19 protein-coding genes are annotated in these 20,290 nt (G+C 59.4%); all 19 read right to left on the bottom strand.

Annotated elements, in window-relative coordinates; all coding sequences use genetic code 11:
• Nucleotides 1-839 precede the first annotated feature (839 nt).
• A complete protein-coding gene (locus DCS96_RS07095) occupies nt 840-2,447 on the bottom strand; it encodes an indolepyruvate oxidoreductase subunit beta family protein (RefSeq protein WP_116474558.1) in 1,608 nt (535 codons plus the stop codon).
• On the bottom strand, nt 2,447-4,609 hold the full coding sequence (locus DCS96_RS07100) for an indolepyruvate ferredoxin oxidoreductase subunit alpha (protein ID WP_116473605.1): 2,163 nt from the start codon (nt 4,607-4,609) through the stop codon (nt 2,447-2,449). Before DCS96_RS07100 ends, DCS96_RS07095 begins: the two co-directional genes overlap by 1 nt.
• Before the next feature lie 5 nt (nt 4,610-4,614).
• A complete protein-coding gene (locus DCS96_RS07105; protein ID WP_157953600.1) occupies nt 4,615-5,787 on the bottom strand; it encodes an alpha-hydroxy acid oxidase in 1,173 nt (390 codons plus the stop codon).
• Nucleotides 5,788-5,974: 187 nt separating this feature from the next.
• Entirely contained in the window at nt 5,975-6,940 is a 966-nt protein-coding gene (gene dctP, locus DCS96_RS07110) for a TRAP transporter substrate-binding protein DctP (RefSeq protein ID WP_116473607.1), read from the bottom strand.
• Between the two features lie 51 nt (nt 6,941-6,991).
• Nucleotides 6,992-8,299, bottom strand: coding sequence for a TRAP transporter large permease (locus DCS96_RS07115; RefSeq protein WP_198649948.1), 1,308 nt, complete (start codon nt 8,297-8,299; stop codon nt 6,992-6,994).
• Nucleotides 8,300-8,310: 11 nt separating this feature from the next.
• Nucleotides 8,311-8,832: a TRAP transporter small permease gene (locus tag DCS96_RS07120; RefSeq protein WP_116473609.1), complete on the bottom strand. Its 522-nt coding sequence runs from the start codon at nt 8,830-8,832 to the stop codon at nt 8,311-8,313.
• A gap of 80 nt (nt 8,833-8,912) precedes the next feature.
• Nucleotides 8,913-9,341 (bottom strand): acyl-CoA thioesterase, encoded by a 429-nt coding sequence (locus DCS96_RS07125; protein ID WP_116473610.1) that lies wholly within the window; start codon nt 9,339-9,341, stop codon nt 8,913-8,915.
• A 33-nt stretch (nt 9,342-9,374) separates the two neighbouring features.
• On the bottom strand, nt 9,375-9,818 hold the full coding sequence (locus DCS96_RS07130) for a MarR family winged helix-turn-helix transcriptional regulator (RefSeq protein ID WP_116473611.1): 444 nt from the start codon (nt 9,816-9,818) through the stop codon (nt 9,375-9,377).
• A gap of 355 nt (nt 9,819-10,173) precedes the next feature.
• Nucleotides 10,174-11,433 carry a TRAP transporter large permease gene (locus DCS96_RS07135; protein ID WP_116473612.1) on the bottom strand — a complete coding sequence of 420 codons (1,260 nt, stop codon included), beginning with the start codon at nt 11,431-11,433 and terminating at the stop codon, nt 10,174-10,176.
• Nucleotides 11,430-11,978 carry a TRAP transporter small permease gene (locus DCS96_RS07140; protein ID WP_116473613.1) on the bottom strand — a complete coding sequence of 183 codons (549 nt, stop codon included), beginning with the start codon at nt 11,976-11,978 and terminating at the stop codon, nt 11,430-11,432. The genes DCS96_RS07135 and DCS96_RS07140 overlap by 4 nt, the downstream gene beginning before the upstream one ends.
• A gap of 56 nt (nt 11,979-12,034) precedes the next feature.
• Nucleotides 12,035-13,021: a TRAP transporter substrate-binding protein gene (locus tag DCS96_RS07145; protein WP_116473614.1), complete on the bottom strand. Its 987-nt coding sequence runs from the start codon at nt 13,019-13,021 to the stop codon at nt 12,035-12,037.
• Nucleotides 13,022-13,121: 100 nt separating this feature from the next.
• Nucleotides 13,122-13,907 (bottom strand): 2-oxopent-4-enoate hydratase, encoded by a 786-nt coding sequence (gene dmpE, locus DCS96_RS07150; protein WP_116473615.1) that lies wholly within the window; start codon nt 13,905-13,907, stop codon nt 13,122-13,124.
• Nucleotides 13,908-14,048: 141 nt separating this feature from the next.
• Nucleotides 14,049-15,509 (bottom strand): 2-hydroxymuconic semialdehyde dehydrogenase, encoded by a 1,461-nt coding sequence (locus DCS96_RS07155; RefSeq protein WP_116474559.1) that lies wholly within the window; start codon nt 15,507-15,509, stop codon nt 14,049-14,051.
• 208 nt (nt 15,510-15,717) lie between these two features.
• On the bottom strand, nt 15,718-16,641 hold the full coding sequence (locus DCS96_RS07160) for a catechol 2,3-dioxygenase (protein WP_116473616.1): 924 nt from the start codon (nt 16,639-16,641) through the stop codon (nt 15,718-15,720).
• Nucleotides 16,638-16,970, bottom strand: a complete 333-nt coding sequence (locus tag DCS96_RS07165) for a 2Fe-2S iron-sulfur cluster binding domain-containing protein (protein ID WP_116474560.1) — start codon at nt 16,968-16,970, stop codon at nt 16,638-16,640. Before DCS96_RS07165 ends, DCS96_RS07160 begins: the two co-directional genes overlap by 4 nt.
• 291 nt (nt 16,971-17,261) lie before the next feature.
• On the bottom strand, nt 17,262-17,453 hold the full coding sequence (locus DCS96_RS07170) for a 4-oxalocrotonate tautomerase (protein WP_116473617.1): 192 nt from the start codon (nt 17,451-17,453) through the stop codon (nt 17,262-17,264).
• Between the two features lie 12 nt (nt 17,454-17,465).
• Complete coding sequence (gene dmpH, locus DCS96_RS07175) at nt 17,466-18,257, bottom strand: 2-oxo-3-hexenedioate decarboxylase (protein WP_116473618.1); 792 nt, start codon at nt 18,255-18,257, stop codon at nt 17,466-17,468.
• Nucleotides 18,257-19,285, bottom strand: coding sequence for a 4-hydroxy-2-oxovalerate aldolase (dmpG, locus tag DCS96_RS07180; protein WP_116473619.1), 1,029 nt, complete (start codon nt 19,283-19,285; stop codon nt 18,257-18,259). Before dmpG ends, dmpH begins: the two co-directional genes overlap by 1 nt.
• Before the next feature lie 13 nt (nt 19,286-19,298).
• Nucleotides 19,299-20,207, bottom strand: coding sequence for an acetaldehyde dehydrogenase (acetylating) (locus tag DCS96_RS07185; RefSeq protein WP_116473620.1), 909 nt, complete (start codon nt 20,205-20,207; stop codon nt 19,299-19,301).
• Nucleotides 20,208-20,290: the final 83 nt, after the last annotated feature.

Genomic DNA, 20,290 nt, shown 5'->3' on the forward strand with positions numbered 1-20,290 from the left:
AATTGAAATAATCCATTATCATTGGTTCCGGTGCCATGTCCCTTTAGGGACAGGCAAACAAAAAAACCACCTGATATTTGAAAGGAAAAGAGGGCATGGCGCCCAATGCCGTTCACTTAAGATGAAAAGGGGCGTCCTCCTCTACACGCCGACTCGCCGAAAACCCGTCCCTGGGGGCTCGGCGGCGTCACTGACCGCCATGGATGGCGGAAATGCCGGAACGGCAGGAGCACTTTTCGGCCATGACGCCAACGGTCGGCGTGATAGAGGAGGGCTCCCCCTAACTGAACAGTATTCGGCATGGCGCCCTATTGTCGTACGGGGAGTTGTTGTTCAAATCAGAGCCAGGGCAGCCCGTTGCTACTGGGCTTAACGCGGCTGGCTGACCGGCTGTCGAATGGGCATTCCACGCCCTATGACGTTGTTCATCACCTTCACCCCAGCCAGGATTTTAGCTACCTGACCGTTGTAAACTCGGTTTTGGAGTGAACTGTTGCTTGAAGCTGGCCATCGCCGTTTTCGCCAACGTCCGCTGATGGTCGCCAGATGCGCTTTTCCATTCAGCCACATTGCCGGGATGACCGTCCTCCCAAGAGCCGGCATTCTTTCTTGCCGCAAAGGCAGCAATACTGCTTTTTTGAGCAGGAGCCGGTGGCATCAATAACCAGCTCCCTCACGGCTCCTATACTGGGCAACAGATACTTGATGTGCGATGCGCCACCGCCAGCAAAAGCCCGCTCCTCTTGCCACTCAACACCCGGCTCACATTCGTATTGATACAGAGCATCAACAAAACCCAATGATGTCTCGCCGCAAAGCCGGGGCCAGCCTGCCGAGGATCAACGACCACAGGGCAGCGGCGTAATCCCCTCGGCCTCCACTGCAAACTTACCCGCTTGCGGCTGCAGCAGATGGGTCAGGTGATGTCGGCTCAACGCGGCAGACAACTCGGTCCCCTGCTCACTCTCCAGCGCCGCTGCTTTCAGCTGACGCATAATATCGACCCTATCAAGGCTACCAAGCAACGCCCTGGCCGCGGCAGACAGGATATTAAAGCTTCCCAAGCCCCGCTCGCGGGTTTTACTGTAGCCCTTGATAAGCTCCGGCAATACCGCCAGTTCGCAGGCCAGTGCATAGTCCACCGACACCGTTTCCTCCAGCTGCTGCAGCCAGTCATTAATCCGTGCCTGTTCGAGCGAGTCCCTTAGGGTATAACGACGCAACGGGCGCATCCTGGCCACCAGATACAATGACAGGAAGCCCGCCAGGCTTTGGGTAGAGAGCTTTTTCGGCCCGGCAAACAGCATCTCCAGCAGCCGGCCGGCCCAGCTGGTACGCAGCACCCAGCGCCCCAGCCTGGTCGGCAGGGTTTCGGCGACTTCTTCCAGGCGGGGATGGAGAAACTCGGTAAAGTAGGACACCTTGTCCGCATTGATGCCCACTTCCTGGTACAGGCGGGCAAAGCGCCGGGAGCGAGTCTTGATATCGGCTACCCGGATAGTGTCCTCATAGGCCATCCACAGAGCCAGCCTGGAGGCCGCCTCCCGGCTGAAGCGCCAATCCGTCTGGTCACCGCCCGCGTGAGCATAATCCAGGGCCAGAAGCCTGAGCATGCGCTCGACGTAAAGCCGGGCATAGCGCAGATCGCTGTGATCCAGCATCCTGCGCACCCCTTCCATTACCGTTGCCGTCAGGGCATCGGGAAAGTCCCGCCGGACGGCCTCCACCAGCCCTTGTATCCCGGCATCGTTACCCCGGTAATCCCAGCCAGAGAACCCTTCAGCGGTAGTAGCGAGCGCGTCGGCGGCCACGACATCGGGCCCCTGTGCCTGCAAAGCCCCGGCCGCGAAAGCGGCCAGGCTCTTGTCGACCCCTATGCCTCCCTCACGAATCGCCTGTTCAAATGCCTCACGGGGAAAGGGCAGGGCGCCGCTGCCAAAGATAGCGCCGAACAGGACGGCACTGATGACACTGCCGGTCTGCTCCGCCACCGCCGCCATATCGAAGCTGATATAACGACGGGCCATTTCCCGCGCCGCCGCATGCACGGCGTCGGAATCGGCGATGCCATTGCCCAGAGCCTCTTTCTCGGACACCGCATAGGCACGGTGAGACGAGGCGATCAGCGTGGTGCGCTCGGGAGTGACGAATTGGCGCTGGATGGCGCGACCGGCTTCCATCAGTTCGGCGGCCACCACCAGGTCGACATCTCCGCTGGCCGGAGACAGGGACAAGACGGGAGCCGGCTCCCCTGGCGATTGGGAGCCATCGAACAGCTCCAGGTAATAGACGGTGGCGCCGGTTCGCTGGGCCACCCCCGGCACCGAAGATGACTGTACCTGCCAACCGGCAGCTTCACCCATACCGACTATCCAGTCGGCCAACACGCCGCCGCCCTGCCCGCCCATGGCGGTGATCGCGATATTGATCCGTTTATAGTTGTTCATCAGCATGTTCCCTCCGGCTGATAGCTGGCATGGCGTTTCAGGTCTCGCTGTTGCAGCCAGTGAATGATGCGCTGTGCTATCCGTCTTTTGACGGTTTCCCAGCGCCCCGGGTTATGCACCACCTCGACCCGGACAAAGGATGGACACAGGATATCCGCATGGACATTTTCGCCGCACAGACCGCAGCCGACGCAGCTGTTGTCGATGCGGGTAACAGGATCCGCGCGCCAGGGATCCGGATTGGGCTTAATGGTCAGCGAAGGACATCCGGACAGCCGAACACAGGCTCGATCCCCGGTGCAGGTCTGTTCATCGATGGCAAAACGTGCTTCGGTGACCCGTTTTCCCGCCTTGATATCGGCCCGGCGGCCGCGTTTTTCCCGCCGTTCCCGATTGAGCATGCACTCGGACTGGGCCACGATCACCTTGGGGCCGACCCCTTTGGTGGTGACCGCCTCACGCAGGGTTTTAAGCATGGCGGACACATCATAGGTCCTGGTCAGGGTTTTCACCCACTTGACGCCCACCCCCTCCACCGCCCGGGAAATGGGATTATTGGTGGCCCGGTTCGGGTTACTGGCCTTGGAGGAAAGGATATCCTGGCCGCCCGTCGCCGCCGTGTAGGCATTATCGATGATCAGGTTGACGCCGTTGCTTTTGTTAAAAACCGCATTCCCCACGCCGCTGGTCAGGCCGTTATGCCAGAAGCCACCGTCGCCCATGATGGCAATGGGCGGCTTGTCCGACTCGACATTGAAGGCCGAGGCCGAGGCGCCGCCGAGGCCATAGCCCATGGTGGTGGCGCCGAGATTGAAGGGCGGTAGTATCGAAAACAGGTGGCAGCCAATGTCACAGCTGATATGAAAGTCACCCCTTTCCTTTTCCAGCAGCTTGATGGCGGAAAAAATCGGCCGCTCGGGACAACCGGTACAGAAACCGGCGGGCCGTGCCGGTACCACCTCGGTCAGTGCCGCCACCGACAGCGGCTGACGGGGAACAAACGAGATGGATACCTCATCCTGCAACAGATCCCGGGTATGCTGCTGCAGGAAGTTGCGGATCCCCTTTTTCAGCACATCGCAGCTATATTCTCCTACCCGCGGGAGCACGGCTTTACCGCACAGCACCGTCTTGCAGCCCGAACGCACAAGAATGCTGTTGAGCTCGTGCTCGATAAACTCGGGATTGCCCTCTTCTATAAGCAGCACCGCCGATTTGCCGGCGACAAACTGCAGCAGCTCGTCCTCAACCAGCGGGAAGGCGACATTCATCACATACATGGGCAGCTGGGAACGTCCGTAGGCGTCGGCCAGGCCAAGGTGCTCCAGGGCGCGGATAGTCGTGTTATAGCTCCCGCCCTGGACGATTATGCCCACATCTTCCCGCTCCCCCGCAAAAAACTCATTCAATTTATGTTGCTTGATAAAGGCGATCGCCGCCGGTAGCCGCTGTTCGACTTTTTCCTGTTCATGTACGAAGGTAGCCGGAGGCAACACGATGCGGCTCAGATCCCGCTGGGGGTTAGTCAATGCCTGTTGCAGGGTGAATTCCGGTCTGATGTTGTCCTTGGCGATAAACTGGCCGTGCACATGGCAGGCGCGAATACGCAGCTGTACCATCACCGGAGTATTGCTCGCCTCCGACAGCTCGAAACTCTTTTCGACGGCATCCACTATGCTGGGCAGATTGGGCCGCGGATCCAGCAGCCAGATATGGGATTTCATCGCGAAGGCGTGGGTGCGCTCCTGCATGATGGAAGAACCTTCACCGTAGTCTTCGCCGATGATGATCACGGCACCACCGGTCACCCCGCCCGATGCCAAATTCGCCAGGGCATCGGAGGCGACATTGGTCCCCACGGTCGACTTCCAGGTCACGGCACCGCGCAACGGATAGTTGACCGATGCGGACAGCATGGCTGCGGCGGTTGCTTCGCTGGCACTGGTCTCAAAGTGAACCCCCATATCATCGAGGATCTCTTCCTTGGCGTCGGCCAGGACATCCATCAGGTGCGAAATAGGCGAACCCTGGTAGCCACCAACATAGGATACGCCCGACTGGAGCAACGCCTTGGTCACCGCCAGGATACCCTCGCCATGAAATAGCTCCCCCTGGCCTGCGTGCAGCTTTTTTACTTCCCTTTCAAACGAACGTTCTGCCATAACCGCTATTCTCCTGCGCCCTTAATGTAACCTGATTGTGCCGTGGAACCGGTATGCCAGCGCTTCAGCCCGGCGATATCGGGGCACCCCATCATCTGCATCGCGTTTTCCAGTTCATCGCTGAGCATATCTATTGCGTGCCCCGCCCCCACCTGGCCCAGGGCCGCCACCCCATACATAAAAGTCCGCCCCAGCAGGGCAAAATCGGCGCCCTGGGCGATGGCCCGTGCCACATCCAGGCCGGAGCGCAGGCCGCTGTCGATGATCAGCGGAAAATCGTTCCCGACTGCCCGGCGGATATCCGGCAATACTCCCAGGGTCGAAGGACAGCTATCGAGCTGACGGCCGCCGTGATTGGAAATCACGATACCGTCGATCCCCAGCTCTCGGCAGCGCAGCGCGTCTTCCGCGCGCAGCACCCCTTTTACCAGCAGTCGGCCGGGCCAGCGCTGGCGGTATTGCACCAGCCGTGCCCAGGGCACTCGTCCCGCAATCTTTGCCGGCAAATAGTCATTCGAATGACGCCGATAAGGCTGCAGGTTCTTGAAACCCGGCGGCCCCCGGCGGGCATGGCTCAGTGTCCAGACGGGGTGGCGCATCATATCCAGCAGGACACGTCCCCCCAGCCGGGGCGGCAGCGACAGTCCGTTGCGCATATCCAGTTCGCGTCGTCCGCCAACCGGGACATCCACGGTGACCATCAGCACCTGATAGCCGGCTGCACCGGCCCGCGCCATTATGTCCTGCTCTATGGCGCCATCACTGAAGGGATAGAGCTGGAACCAAGCCATTTCCCCGGCCAGCCTCGCCACCTCTTCAAGGCTGCTGGTCGCGAACGTGCTGGCCGTCACCGGACAGCCGGCCTGCCTGGCCGCCTGCGCCAGAAACTCGACGGTTCTGGGCCAGATCAGCCCATCCAGGCCGATGGGGGCGATGCCGAACGGCAGCCGGTAATGTCGACCGAATAAAGTGGTCCCCAGGTCAACCTCCTGGCAGTCGTTGAAACAGCGCGGCGTCAGCGTCACTTGTTCAAACGCCGCCATATTGCGGCCCAGACTGCATTGCCGCCCACTGCCGCCCTGCAGATAGTCAAATACAAAATTAGGCAGCCGCGCCGCTGCCTGCTGTTCCAGGTACCCCGAAGAAGGAAAGCGTCGCATCAAGGTATTATCAGACATGCTCAAATCCATTGGCTCGGCGTTAAATAACTGATGTTAATACCGCTACATTTGGCGGATGGCAGTACAAAGTCAGGAGCCGGCAAACAAACCGTCGGCTGCCCATCGGCATTCAGCCCTGACTTTGGTGACATAATTAGGATCAGTGACGTAAAACGCTGTGGTTAATACCGGTTAACGTGAGCTGTTAACCGCCGAAACTGGCTTTCAGCTGCTGCACATATTGGGGGCTCAATTGCTCCACCGCCTGCCAGCCGGCCTGCTGCGAGATATTCCTGAAACGCCTCGCCTGCTCGCCCGACAAGACGACAGCCTCGATTCCGGCTGCAGCCTGCTGCTGTTTCTCCGCCTCGGCGTCGGCCGCCGCCCCGCTGTTGAGGGATTCGACCCAGGCTACCTGCTTGTTCAGAAACTCACGCTGGGCGTTATCCAGCTGTTCCCAGGCGTTCTGATTCATAAACAGGCTCACTTCCACATTGTAAAAACCGGGCTCAACCCGATACCGGGTTTTCTCCTGCCAACCCAAATCAAATATACCCACCGATGGCCAGCCATAACCGTCCACCACGCCCCGCTCCAGGGCGGTAAAGACTTCGCCCGGCGCCACCTGCAGCGGTGTGGCTCCCAATTCCTGGAAGAAAGAACGGTATACGGGCACGCCTCTTAGTTTCAGGCCGGAGAAATCCACAGAGTCGATTTTTTTATTGGTATAAACATGATATTCAAGGCCATCGGACAGCCGCGCCAGCCACACCATATTGGCTTTGTCGCGATGAATCTTGTCCATCAGCGCATACCCCCCATTATCCCTGAGCTCCGACATGGGTTTATCCGTCAAGGTCATTGCCAGGGTTTCCGGCACCATATTGGCGTGAAACACCCCTGTGGTATTGGCCATATCAACCACACCGGCCCGCACCGAATTACCGACCTCAAATGGCGGCATCGACTCTGGCCCGCCGATAACGTTAATTTGAAGCAGCCCCTTGCCTTCGGCATTGACCTTTTCAACAAACTGATTGAAGCGCTGATTGAAATAGGTGTCCTGACTAAATGCGGTCACCGCTTTCAAGGTAATTTCTTCTGCCTGCACCAAGGCGGGGGTCAGTGTCAGCACACTACAACAGATGACTGTTTTAAATTTATTGTTCATCTACTTTCTCCATGTGATTTTTAACCGCTTCCTATTAGGGGGCGGAGCGAATTAACCCATCAGGCCGGGGAGCCCGGTTGCCAACCATGGCAGCAATAAAATAAACGCAAGCACCACGCCTTCAATCAGCAGGAAAGGCACGGCAGAGGCATAGATTTGCGGTAAGCGTACAGAAGCGGGGGCGACACTTTGCATCACCATCAACAGCAGGCCGAAGGGCGGGGTCAGCAGGCCCATTTCCATGGTGATCAACATCATCACCCCCAGCCAAATAGGTTCTATGCCGGCGGCATTGGCCAGTGGAATAAAAAACGGCAAGGTGATCATCATCATGCTCACCTGGTCGATGACACAGCCCATCAGCAGGATAATCGCCAGCATGCCGATCACCAGCCAGAAGGGAGTCAGGCCATAATCGGACACCACCGAGAGCAAGCCACCGGTCGCACCCGAAAAGCTCAGCTGTTGAGAGAAGGCCGTGGATGCCACCAGCACGAACAGTATGATTACCGATATACGGGCGGTCTCCAGCAAGGCGCGGGCCAGGTTCTTTACGGTAAGCACACCATAGGCCAGGGTTGCCAGCACCGCGGACAGGGCGCCGATCGCCGCCGATTCCGTGGGTGAAGCCCAGCCCGCCAGCATGCTGCCGACCACCGCCACGAAAATACCCAGCAAAGGCACTACGTCACGCAAGAATGGCCACCAGCGCTGCCGGCGAGTCAAGGGTTCCCGCTCTTCCTGCTGCTCACCGGCGTCGTTTTTAGCCAGGGACGAACGGATAACCACATAGCCGAGAAAACCGATGGCCATCAGCAAACCGGGCACTATGCCCCCGACCAGCAGGCCGGTAATGGAAACACCGGCCAGGCTGCCCAGCATCACCGCCAGCGCCGAGGGCGGGATCAGCATGGCGATGCCGCCGACAGCCATGATGGGTCCCATGGCCAGGGTGGGGTGGTAGCCGCGCTTGAGCATTTCCGGCAACAAGGCACTGCCCATCATCGCCGTATTGGCAATGGTCGATCCCGACAGGGCGGCAAAGGTGGTGCCACCGAGAATAGACACGATCGACAACTGGCCAGGTACCCGCGCTATCAGGCGCTCGATGCTGGAAATGGCCCGAAACGCCAGTCCGGTATGAAACAGCAGCTCGCCCATCATCACAAACAGCGGGATAGGGGTCAGTGAAAAGCTGGAGACCGAGCCGACCGAGTTGCGCACCAGCTGGCCGATGCCGGCCTCTCCCCCCATGAATAACCAGGCACCCAGCAGATTGACACTGAGAAAGCTGAACGCCACCGGGACCCCGACCAGCATCAGGCCAAACAGGGAGCCCAGCATGATCAGTAACGCCATATACCATTCCATTACTGTACCTCCGACTCGACGTCAGGCTGTTTCAGTAACCGCCGCATAAACTCCAGCGTCAACAGGGTAAATCCGAATATCATCGGCAGGTTCAGCCACCATTCGGGAAATACCAGCACCTTGAATATCAAACCGCCCTGCTCGGCACTGTCCAGGGTTACCATGACGCTATACCAGGTCAGCACGGCGCAAATAATACTGCCTAACAGATCACTGCCCCGTTCAAAAAACATCCGACAGCGGGGAGGCATCATCCGCAGGCTGATATCGATACGGATATGGTCGCCGCAATATAACAGCCAGGGAGCAGCCAACATGGTTGCCGACATCAGCAGATACTCCGAGGCTTCCATGGTCCAGGGCAGTGAGATATGAGTCAGGTTACGCAACACAATATCGCTGCATACCAATACCGCCATTCCGGCAAACATGATGGCGGCAAACAGACCACAACCGGTTAGCAGGCAATGGTAATAGCGATCAAAAGCAACGGTATTGGGGATATCAATTACCTTATCCATAAATGACTCCATTCAATTATTATCGATTCCATTATTTCGATTGATGGACGCCGAATGCGCCATCAGGCTAGTGATGATATTTAGATAGTGGCCGCCGTAGGGTCCGTTAGATATTCCTGCATTTTTTTTCTGATCCCATCCGGAATAGATAACTTGTTTACCTGCCTGCCAATGGTGGTAAAACAGAGCACTATCTGCGCGTCAAGAATAGGCTGACCCAGTTGCTCGCCACTGATATTAATCTCAAAGGAACTGTCCCCCACCTTCAAACACCTCAGTGTCAGAGAAAGTGTTTCCCCCTGGCGGCAGGGATGCATGAAAGTGATATTCAAATTGATGGTAGGAACCCCTGCCCCCAAACGGTTTCCCATTTCTTCAAATGGGTATCCCATTACCTTGAACCAGTCCTCAACCATATCGTTGAGAATTTCCAGATACCTTGGATAAAATACAATACCAGCCGGGTCGCAGTGCCTGAATCGTATTATCTCTTCTTTATGAAAGGCCATGCACTCACCCCACGGATTATCGACGACGTCATGTTATTTTGTTCTCTCTTTCAGGATCCTGCTCATTTTGAATAAATGCTGATACAGGACATCCAGGTCTTCGGCACTCATGTCCGCCAGCACCTCTGAAATCCAGCTTTTATGGGCCGAGGCCATGCGTGCAAAGGTCTCGGCACCTTGTTCCGTCAGGCTGATCAACTTGACCCGGCGATCTTCCACCTGAGCTTGTCGCTCTACCAGGCCGTCACGTTCGAGGCGATCCACCACGCCGGTAATGTTGCCGTTCGATACTTTCATCCGTTGGGACAGGGCGGACATTTTTTCCGTCCCGCCCGCATGATGCAATGCCGCCATCAGGTCGAACTGAGGCAGGGTGACATTGAATTTCTGTATAAACAGCGTGCGTAATTCCTGCTCAATCAGCGCCGTGTTGGACAACATCCTGAACCAGGCCTTGAGTGCGATTTCGTCTTTCATACCTTTACCACTTTCTCTCGAAACAAAGATTGCTGCTGGTGTTGGCCTCCTCGTTTCACAGGTGATGGTTCCTGGCCCGGGAGTCCTTTTGTTAATTTACTTTACACCAATATATTTAATACTTAAAACATTTATGTGTGAAATTAATGCTTATTTTTCCTACTCCGCCAGCGGCCTCTGCGCCAGTGTCCTCAGCCTCGTCAAAGCAAACGGCTGAGCCGGTCCCCTTCCTCTCCATCAGCGGTAATAAGCAATCCGATTCGCTCCTGGGGTGATGGACCCTTTCCGTAGCAAAGGGTCCATTCGACGGAACACTCCCGGATCTGCTCAACGACAGCATCCCCCCTGGCTGGGGTCATAGCAGCATGGTTACCAGCGAGCCTTTCCAGCTAAGCAGCACCAGGGTGATCAGGGTGGCGGCCAGGAAAGGCAGCAGGGAGCGGAAAATACGCATGGGCGAGGCGCCGGTCATGGACGAGGCGATAAACAGTCCGGCCCCGACCGGCGGCGTCAGCAGCCCCATCACCAGGGTCAGACAGACCACCACCCCGAACTGGAATGGACTGATGCCGAACTGCGACTGGGCAATGGGCAACAGGATAGGCACCACCAGGATCAACGCCGCAATGCCATCGATCACCATGCCTACCAACAACAGGATACCGACCACCATCAGCAGGAATACGAAGGGATCCGACGTCTGCTCGGCAATCCAGGCGGCGGCACTCTGGGGTATCTGTTCAAACACGATCACCCAGCCGAACACCCCGGCCGCCGCGATCAGCATGATTACCATGCCGGAGTTGATGGCGGTCCGCTTGAGAATGCCGAACAGCTGGGAAAACTGCAGATCCTTGTACACATACTTGCCGATCAGCAAGGCGCCCAACGAGGCCATGGCCGCCGATTCCGTCGGGGTTGCCAGTCCGGTCAGAATACCGCCGATGATCACCAGGGGAATAAAACCGGCGGGCATGCCCATCAGCAGGAAATGCCGGGCCTGCCGGCGACTCGGCCATTCCCCTTTCGGGTACTGATGTATCAGCCCCATCAGGCTGATGGTGAGAAAAAACAACAAAGACATGATCAGGCCGGGAATGATACCGGCGATAAACATTTCCGCGATCGGCACCTGGGCCAGTACGCCGAACAGCACAAACAGCATGGACGGCGGGATAATGGGTGACAAGAGCCCCCCGGCGGCGGTAATGGCCGCCGAATAGGATTTGTCGTAGCCCTCTTTTTCCATCGCCGGCACCATGGCCCGGGACATGATGGCGATTTGGGAAGCGGCCGAGCCCATGATGGCCGCCATCATCATATTGGCCACCAGGTTAATGTAGGCCAGGCCGCCGCGAAAACCACCCACCAGGATCCGCGCCAGGTCGATCAGCCGCCTGGTCAGCCCACCTTCATTCATCAGCTCGCCGGCCAGCATAAACAGCGGGATGGCCAGCAGACCGTAACTTTCTATGGCGCCGAACAGTTGCTGAGGGTAAGACTCGAATAACACGGTATTCCCCGATGAGCCTATATACCAGATGGCGGTCAGCGCCAGCACCAACGCTATGGGTACGGCAGTAAACAGCAGCAACAAAAAAATCAGCAAGGTCATAGCGGCTCTCCCGCTGTGGTTCCAGCCATCCGAAGGCTGTCATACAGGTTGATCAGGGCATGCAGGGCCAGAGACAAGGCGAATACCGGCAACACCAACCATACCCAGAACTTTTTGATCCCTATGGTGCTGGTATTCTCGGAGTACATAAAATTGAAGGTCTCGGCCTGAAAAGTCTGAACGTCGAAACCGGCCTGCCATAGGGCCGCCGGGCTGTACCAGCGCCAACATAGGGCAAACAGACCGGCCGCAAACGCCAGTATCATCAGGTCGCTGAACACCACCAGCCAGCGCCGGCTCCTGGCCGGCAGGCAGTCGGTTAAAATAGTCACGGCAACACCCTGGCGTTTTTTCAAAACGGCCGAGGTCGCCAAAAAGGTCATCCATACCATGCTATAGATGGCCAACTCGTCCACCCAGTAAATCGCCTGCCCCAGCGCCCTACTGACTATGTTCAGCAGTACCAGCAGGGTCACGGTCGCGGCCAGAACAGCAGCGGCAAACATCTCCGCCGAGGCCATCCCATCCGAAAAACGCTTTAACATCAAATACCCTCCGGCCCGGTGTCTTTAACACCGGGCCCTACCCTATCGATGAATGATCAGCTGCCTTTGATGTCGGCTGCTGCCTGACGTAAGGCGTCCAGCGAACCGGCTTTCTTGGACCAGGTGGTTTCCCAGCTATTGATGGCGTCAGCAAAGGTGCTGCGGTCGGCTTCGGTGATTCGGATATCCAGCGCCCTCAGTTGCTGCTCCTGGCTTTTTTCCTGTTGCTGGAAACGGTCGATAACCGAATCCAGGTGGGATCTCATCAGGGTCCGTACCAGGGTCTTGTCATCCTCGCTCAGCTCGCGCCATACCCGGCCCGACACCACCCCGACCATGGGGAACATCATGTGGTTGGAGATCAGCAGGTTGTTGGCCCGCTCATAAAACTTGAGGATCAGGATAGAATCGAAATCCATATCGATGGCATCGACCTGACCATTGGCCAGGGCATCATAAACTCCCGGCAGCGGCAGTGGGGTTGGTGCCGACCCCAGGGCGGTATAAAAGTCACGGATCGGCTCGAACGGCGTGATGCGCAGCTTCTTGCCTTGCAATGCGGCCGGACTGGTCACCTCTTCCCGGCTCAGCACCTGGCGCATACCCGCCATGCCGTAGCCGATGCCGACCATGCCGACCCCGCCCGGCAGTTGCTCCAGCAGTTGAGTGGCGGTGTCGGAGCGCAACAGCGCCGCGGCCTGGTCAATGTCATCCACCAGATAGGGGGCATAGAGGGCACCAAAATCCGGTACCCGGTTGGAGATCTCGGCGATGGTCAAGAAGGCCATATCCAGGGCGCCGGTCTGCAACTGCTGCACCATCTGTGCTTCGTTGCCCAGCTGCTGGGCCGGAAACACGGATACCTTATGCTGGCCGGCGGATTTTTCGTTCAATTCCTGAGCAAAGTCGTTGGCGGCCTGGGTCCAGATGTGGGGGGGCGGGGTGATCAGCCCCAGACGAAAATCCCGGGCCTGGGCGGAAAGCGATGACAGCGTCAGGGACGCTGCAGTGGCGGCAATCAGCAGGCGTTTAAATTTGGTCATGTTCAACTCCATTGTGGTGATGGTCAATCCATTCATTGCTTAACCAGATACGGGTGGGCGACAGCAGCGGCTGCCGCCTGTTACTGCGAGTTGTGACGGCTCAGCTAAAACGAACCGAGGCGCTGCCGATGCCGCCGATGGACACCGTCATATGGTCGCCGGCCTTGACCGGCTCCAGCGGCACCAGGGCGCCGGACAGGATCACTTCACCGGCCTTCAGGCCGATGCCGAAGGATCCTAAGGTATTGGCCAGCCAGGCCACGCAGTTCACCGGGCTGCCCAGCGCCGCCGCGCCGGCGCCGGTGCTGATAAGCTGGCCGTTCTTCTCCACCACCATGCCGCAGGTCGCCAGATCCACCCGGCGGGGGCTGACGGCGGTATCGCCGAGCACAAACACCCCGCAGGAGGCGTTGTCGGCAATGGTGTCCTGGATCTTGATCTGCCAGTTGTCGATGCGTGAGTCGACCACTTCAAAGCAGGGCATCACGCATTCGGTAGCGGCCAGTACATCGGCGCTGGTTACCCCCGGGCCCATCAGATCTTTCTTGAGGATAAAGGCGATTTCGCCCTCGGCACGGGGCTGGATCAGCAGCTCACTGACCGGCACATCCTGGCCCTGGCTGTAGACCATGGCGTCGGTGAGATAGCCGAAGTCGGGCTGGTCGACCTTGAGCATGGTCTGTACCGCCCTGGAGGTCAGGCCAATTTTCTTGCCGATGATACGCTCGCCGTCCGCCAGCCGGCGGTTGAGCAGCTGCATCGAGATGTTATAAGCATCATCCATGCCGATGTCCGCAAAGCGACTGGTCAGCGGTGCCAGGGTTTCGCGCTGGCGCAGGGCCTGATAGAGCTCGTTGCCGCACTGGATAATCTGTTCTTGGTTCATGGTCTTTCCTGCTATATGGTCCATCGGGGTGTTAGTCCGCAGGGGCTGCTCGCCAACACGCCGTAAAATGGTGTACTCGGCCAAAGCGCCAGTGCCGCCTGTTGCCTCCTGGCTGGGCCGAAAAAGAACGTAACCAGGCTTTTACAGCTTGATGCAGATGTTCTTCAGCTCGGTGTAGAACTCCAGGCCGTGCACCCCGCCCTCGCGGCCGATGCCGGACTGCTTGGCGCCGCCGAAGGCGGTGCGCAGATCGCGCAGGAACCAGCTGTTGACCCACACTATGCCCGCCTCCAGCTGCTCGGCCACCCGCACCGCCCGGCTGCTGTTCTCGGTCCAGATAGCGGCGGCCAGGCCATAGTCGGTGTCGTTGGCCAAGGCAACCACTTCTTCTTCGCTATCGAACGGACGGATATGGCAACAGGGTCCGAAAATTTCCTCGCGGATCACCCGGGCGTCGTCGGCGAGTCCGGTCCAGATGGTCGGCTCGACCCAGGCGCCGCCGTTGAGCTCGGGCCCCATGTCCGGGATACCGCCGCCGATTTCCACGGTGGCGCCTTCCTGTTCGGCAAGCTTGTAGTAGGACAGCACCTTGTCCCTGTGCGACTGGCTGACCAGCGGCCCGAAGTTGGCTTCCGCGTCTTCCGGCCGGCCCAGCTTGAGCCGGGCCACTTCTTCTTTCATCCGTGTCAGGAAGCGATCGAAGATGGGGCGCTCCACATAGACCCGTTCGGTACCCAGGCACACCTGGCCGCAGTTCACGAACGCAGAACGCATGGTGCCCTCGACCGCTTTTTCAATATCGCAATCGGCGAATACTATGCCCGGGTTCTTGCCACCGCATTCCATCGAGACATTGCGCAGCCCCACCGAGGCCGCCCTCATGATCGCCTCGCCGGTGCGGGTTTCACCGGTAAAGGTGATGGCATCGACCAGCGGATGAGTGGTGAGGAACTCGCCGGCGGAGTCCGGACCAAAGCCGTGCACCACGTTAAATACTCCGGGGGGCACGCCACACTCGTTCATCACCTCGCCCAGCAGGGTGGTGGTGGCCGGGGTTTCTTCCGAGGGCTTGACCACGACCGTGTTGCCGCAAGCCAGCGCCGGACCGACCTTGAACGTCATCAGCAACAGCGGCAGGTTCCAGGGGGAGATCACTGCAATCACCCCCTTGGGGGTGCGATGGCCGACATTGAGCGCACCCTTGCCGTCCGGGGTATCCAAACGAAAATTCTCGGTGGGGTGGTTGGCCAGGGTCTCGGCGAAGGCGGTGAAGTTGGCCGCCCCGCGAGGAATGTCGATATGGCTGGCTATCTTGTAGGGCTTGCCGGTATCGCGGCATTCGGCCTCGAGAAACTCGTCGAAACGCGCATTGATACGGTTAGCGACCTTGTGCAGCAAGGCGGTACGCTGGGCCTGGGTCAACTTGCCCCAGGGGCCTTTCAGCGCGGCCTTCGCGGCCTTGACTGCGGCGTCGACCTCCTCGCGGCCGGCTTCATGAACCAGGCCAATCAGGCCATTGTCCACCGGACAGCGGTTTTCAAAGGTCTTGCCGCTCTGGGAGGCGACGTACTCGCCGTTAATAAAATGTTTGAATTCGTTCATGACATTGTTCATCCGATATGAATATGGATCCTGCTGATAGCGGTGCCGGTCGACCACAAGGCCGGCACCACCGGCACGCCACAAGTACATCCCTGTCGGCTCGTGACCTGCCATCCCTGGCATGTCACGGTCGGCGCTGTCGCTTCCTGCGGTCTCCTCCGGGCCCACTGCATGTTGGTAGTGGTGCCAAGAGCTACCCGTCTCCGGCTCAGGTCAGCGCGGTCAGGAAACGCTCATTGAGCTGACGATCATGGTAAAAAATCGCCTTGCCCAGCTTGTCCGCATCCCAGGTAATGGGTGCATGGTCCGGGTAGAAGCTGTCGCCGCCGCAGAACACCTCGTTGCGATTGCCCGACGGATCGAAGAAATAGATGGTCTGGCCATGGGTGATACCATGACGGGTCGGGCCGATATCGATGGCGGTATCGGTCATGGAAATCAGATCACCGGCGCGCAACACGTCCTCCCAGGTTTCCAGAAAGAAGGAGGCGTGATGGAACTTGTTCTTTTCCGCGTGCTTGATAAAGGCCACGTCGTGGGACTTCATCGACACGGTGAGGAACTGGGCCACCCGCTCGCCGTCCGGGGTCAAGACCTGTTCGCACAGGTCGAAACCGAGCACCTCGTTGAACAGCGCAAAGGTGCCGTCCAGATCGTCGCCGTACAGCAGGCAATGGTCGAAGCGCTGGGCCTTCATGCCGGTCAGGTCACGCGGCCAGGCTTCCGGATTGTGGTTGCCGACGCCGTAGCGGCCGGGCTGTTCCTTCTCCGCGAACAGTTCGAAGTGGTGGCCGGTGGGGGCCACGAAGCGCAGCCGACGGCCACAGCCGTTCAACTCGCCGGCGGGGATCACCTCCACATCCACGCCATAGGCGAGCAGGTCCTGGTGCAACTGCTGCAGGGTGGCGTCATTCAACACCTTGAACGCCATGACGTCCATGCCCGGGGTATCGGACTCACGCAGCACCACCGAGAACTTGTCCACTTCGGTCCAGCCCTTGAGGTAGACCCGGCCCTGTTCGTCGGTCTCGACCTCGATCAGCCCCAACAGATCCCGGTAGTGGGCCAGTGCATCCTGGATATTCAACACCCGCAGTTGCAGGTGACCGGGCCTCATTACACCTTTTCTCATGCTGTCTCCTTAGGCGGTATCGCCGGTGCCGGTACCGTCAGCGGTGCCGGCATTATGTCCATGTCGGTTAATGGCAGCACCCGGCAGGCCAGGGCATAGCCCTGCTGCGCGTCCCGGGCGCTGATATAGGTGCGGCTCATGCGTCCGCGCTGATAGTCTCCGGTCAGGATACGTACCCGGCACAGGCCGCAGCCGCCGCCACGACAGCCGACCGGCACCGGTCGCCGAGGATCGGCCTCGGCCCCGACCAGCAGGGACTGACCCGACTGCACGGTAAAGGCCGCCGGCGGCTGTCCTTCACGATGCAGGGTGATGGTGTAACTGTGCATCCTGGCCTCCTGTTGCTTGTTTTGTGTCAGGCACCTTGTTGAGGTGCAGGGAACCTTGCCCGGCAAGCCGACCGTCTGCGTCAGGACCGGAAAATGCTCCTGCCGTTCCGGCATTCCCGCCATCCATGGCGGTCGGATGTGCGGACGAGCCCCCAGAGGGCGGCTTGCCGCCTGCACCGAGCTTTGGACCTGACCGAACATCCGGTGAATGTTCGCAGCAGGGACAAAGCGAAGGTGGCCTTAGCCTACGGCGTGTCGGCGGACGGGTAAGGTCTCCCTGCCTGCTCATGGCTAACGCCCCAGCGCCTTGGCCGATTGGCCGCCGATGCCGAAATGCTGCTTGGGCAGCTCGTTGATCAGTACCCGTACCGACTCACGCGGCGCGTCCAGGCTGCGCATCAGCGCGGCCGTGACCTCCTCGATGACCGCTTCCTTCTGTTGGTCGGTTCGGCCTTCCATCATGTTCACCTGTACAATCGGCATGTCCGACTCTCCTTATACAAAGCGGCCACTGAGCGTCCCCAGGCCCTGATAGCGCACCACGAAGCTGTCGCCCTTGTTCATCTGCACCGCCGCTGTGATGGCGCCGATCATGATGAAGCTGCCCGCGGGGATAGACTCGCCTCGTTCGCCGAGCATGTTGGCGAGCATGGCCACCGAGGCCGCCGGATGACCCAGCACCGCCGCACCGGCGCCGGTCTGCACCACCTGGCCATTGACTTCCATCACCACCCCCAGGTTCTTCAGATCCAGCTCGGCGACATCGGCCATGCGCCCGCCGGTGACAAAGCGACTGGATGACGAGTTGTCGGCAATCACGCTCTTGAGATCGAACTTGAAGTCCTTGTAGCGGGAGTCGATCACTTCCACCGCCGGCATCACGAAATCGGTGGCGCGCAGCACGTCGCCGATATGACAGCCCGGCCCTGTGAGCTCGTGCTTGGTGACGAACGCCAGCTCGGCTTCAATCTTGGGGTGGATCAGCTCATCGTGCTTGATGTCACCCCCTTCCGGCACGCTGAAATAGTCGGCCAGGAAGCCGTAGCAGGGTTGCTCGACGCCCATCTGCGCCATCTTGGCCCAGGAGGTCAGCCCCATCTTCATGCCCACGATTTTGGTGCCGCGGGCTTCCTTGCGGCGGCGGATCTCCCACTGGATGTCGAACGCATCCTGATAGGACATCTCGGGGTACTCGTCGGTGATTTTGGTTACTTCAAAGGCTTCCAGCTCGGCGTTTTCGAGGTGTTCGGCAAGCCGGGCGATCTGGTCTTTATTCAGGTTTCCCATCAGTTCAGTCCTTGTTGTTTGGCCATGGTCAGTGCCAGGTCTTCAATCATGTCTTCCTGGCCGCCAACGGTGCCGCGGCGCCCCAGCTCCACCAATATGTCCCGGGCGGACACCCCGTACTTGGCTTCGGCCCGCTGTGCGAACAACAGGAAGGAGGAATACACACCGGCATAGCCCAGGGTCAGGGCGTCCCGGTCGACGCGGATCGGCTGGTCCATCATCGGCACCACCCGGTCCTCGGCCACATCCATGATCCGGTACAGATCGATACCGGTTTCGGCGTCCATGCGGTCGAGCACGGCACACAGCACTTCCAGCGGGGTGTTGCCGGCCCCGGCACCCAGCCCGGCAACCGAGCCGTCGATGCGGGTGGCGCCGGCCTCGATGGCCGCCAGGGAATTGGCGATGCCGAGACCCAGGTTGTGGTGGCCGTGGAAGCCAAGCTCCACCGCCGCCGGCAGCTCGCCGCGCAGCAACGCCATGCGGGCGGTAACGTCAGCGGGCAGCATGTAGCCGGCGGAGTCGGTGACATAGATACAGTTGGCACCGTAATCCACCATCAGCCGTGCCTGTTCGAGGATCTTCTCCGGGCTGGCCATGTGCGCCATCATCAGGAAGCCGACCGTGTCCAGACCCAGTTTGGCGGCCAGCCCAATGTGCTGCTGGGACACATCCGCCTCGGTGCAGTGGGTGGCCACCCGTATGGTGGACACACCGCAGTCCCGGGCCATCTGCAAATGGTCGACGGTGCCGATGCCGGGCAACAGCAGGGCCGAGACCCTGGCTTGCTTCATCTGCGGCACCACCGCCTGCAGATATTCCTCGTCGCTGTGGGCGGGGAAGCCATAGTTGACAGAGGCGCCGCCCAAGCCGTCGCCGTGGGTGACTTCGATCAGTGGCATACCGGCGGCATCCAGGCCGGTGGCGATGTCCACCATCTGCGCCAGGGAAATCTGGTGCCGCTTGGCATGCATACCGTCGCGCAGGCTCATGTCGTGCAGCATGACCTTCTTGTCTTTCAGATTCATTTCGTTTGTCTCCTTAGCCCCGGGCCGGTAACTGAATCGCCCCACTGGCCGCCTCTTCGGCAAACAGCTCGGCGGTGCGCAGGGCGGCGGCAGTCATGATGTCCAGGTTGCCCGCATAGGTGGGCAGGAAATCGCCCAGGCCGGCCACTTCCATGAACATCGACACCTTGTTGCCGTCGAACACAGGGCCGTTGACCAGCTTGTAGCCGGGCACGTATTGTTGTACCTGCTCAACCATGTCCAACACCGAGCGGGTGATGGCTTCCTTATCGGGTTCGCCCTCGACCAGGCAATGCACTGTGTCGCGCATCATCAGCGGCGGCTCGGCCGGGTTGATGATGATGATGGCCTTGCCCTGGCGGGCGCCGCCCACGGATTCCACCGCGCCGGCGGTGGTACGGGTAAACTCGTCGATATTCTGGCGAGTACCGGGGCCGACCGAGCGGGAGGACACGGTGGCGATGATTTCACCGTAGGCCACCGGCTGCACCCAGCTGACGGCGGCAACCATGGGAATGGTGGCCTGGCCGCCGCAGGTGACCATATTGACGTTCAGCTGCAGTTGGGCGGCATGCCGCTTGAGGTTGACCGGCGGCACGCAGAAGGGGCCGATGGCGGCAGGGGTCAGATCGATCATGATGACCCCCAGTTCGTTGAGCTTGCGGCTATTCTCGGCGTGGACATAGGCCGAGGTGGCATCGAAGGCGATGCGGATGTCGTCTTCCAGCACATGCGGCAGCAGGCCGTCGACGCCGGTGTCGCAGGTCTTGATGCCCATCTCCCGAGCGCGCTTCAAGCCATCGGATGCAGGGTCGATGCCGACCATCCACACCGGCTCTATCCAGTCCGAGCGCAGCATCTTCATCAGCAGGTCGGTGCCGATGTTGCCCGGCCCGATAATAGCTGCCTTGAGTTTTTTCATGTGATCACTCCCCTATTCTTTTTGCTGTAAACCGCCCAATAAATAACTGCTGTACCCGGGCACGCTGTTTTTTCCAAGACAAG

It is taken from the genome of Zobellella maritima (genome assembly GCF_003075035.1).
In the GTDB taxonomy this organism is placed as follows: domain Bacteria; phylum Pseudomonadota; class Gammaproteobacteria; order Enterobacterales; family Aeromonadaceae; genus Oceanimonas; species Oceanimonas maritima.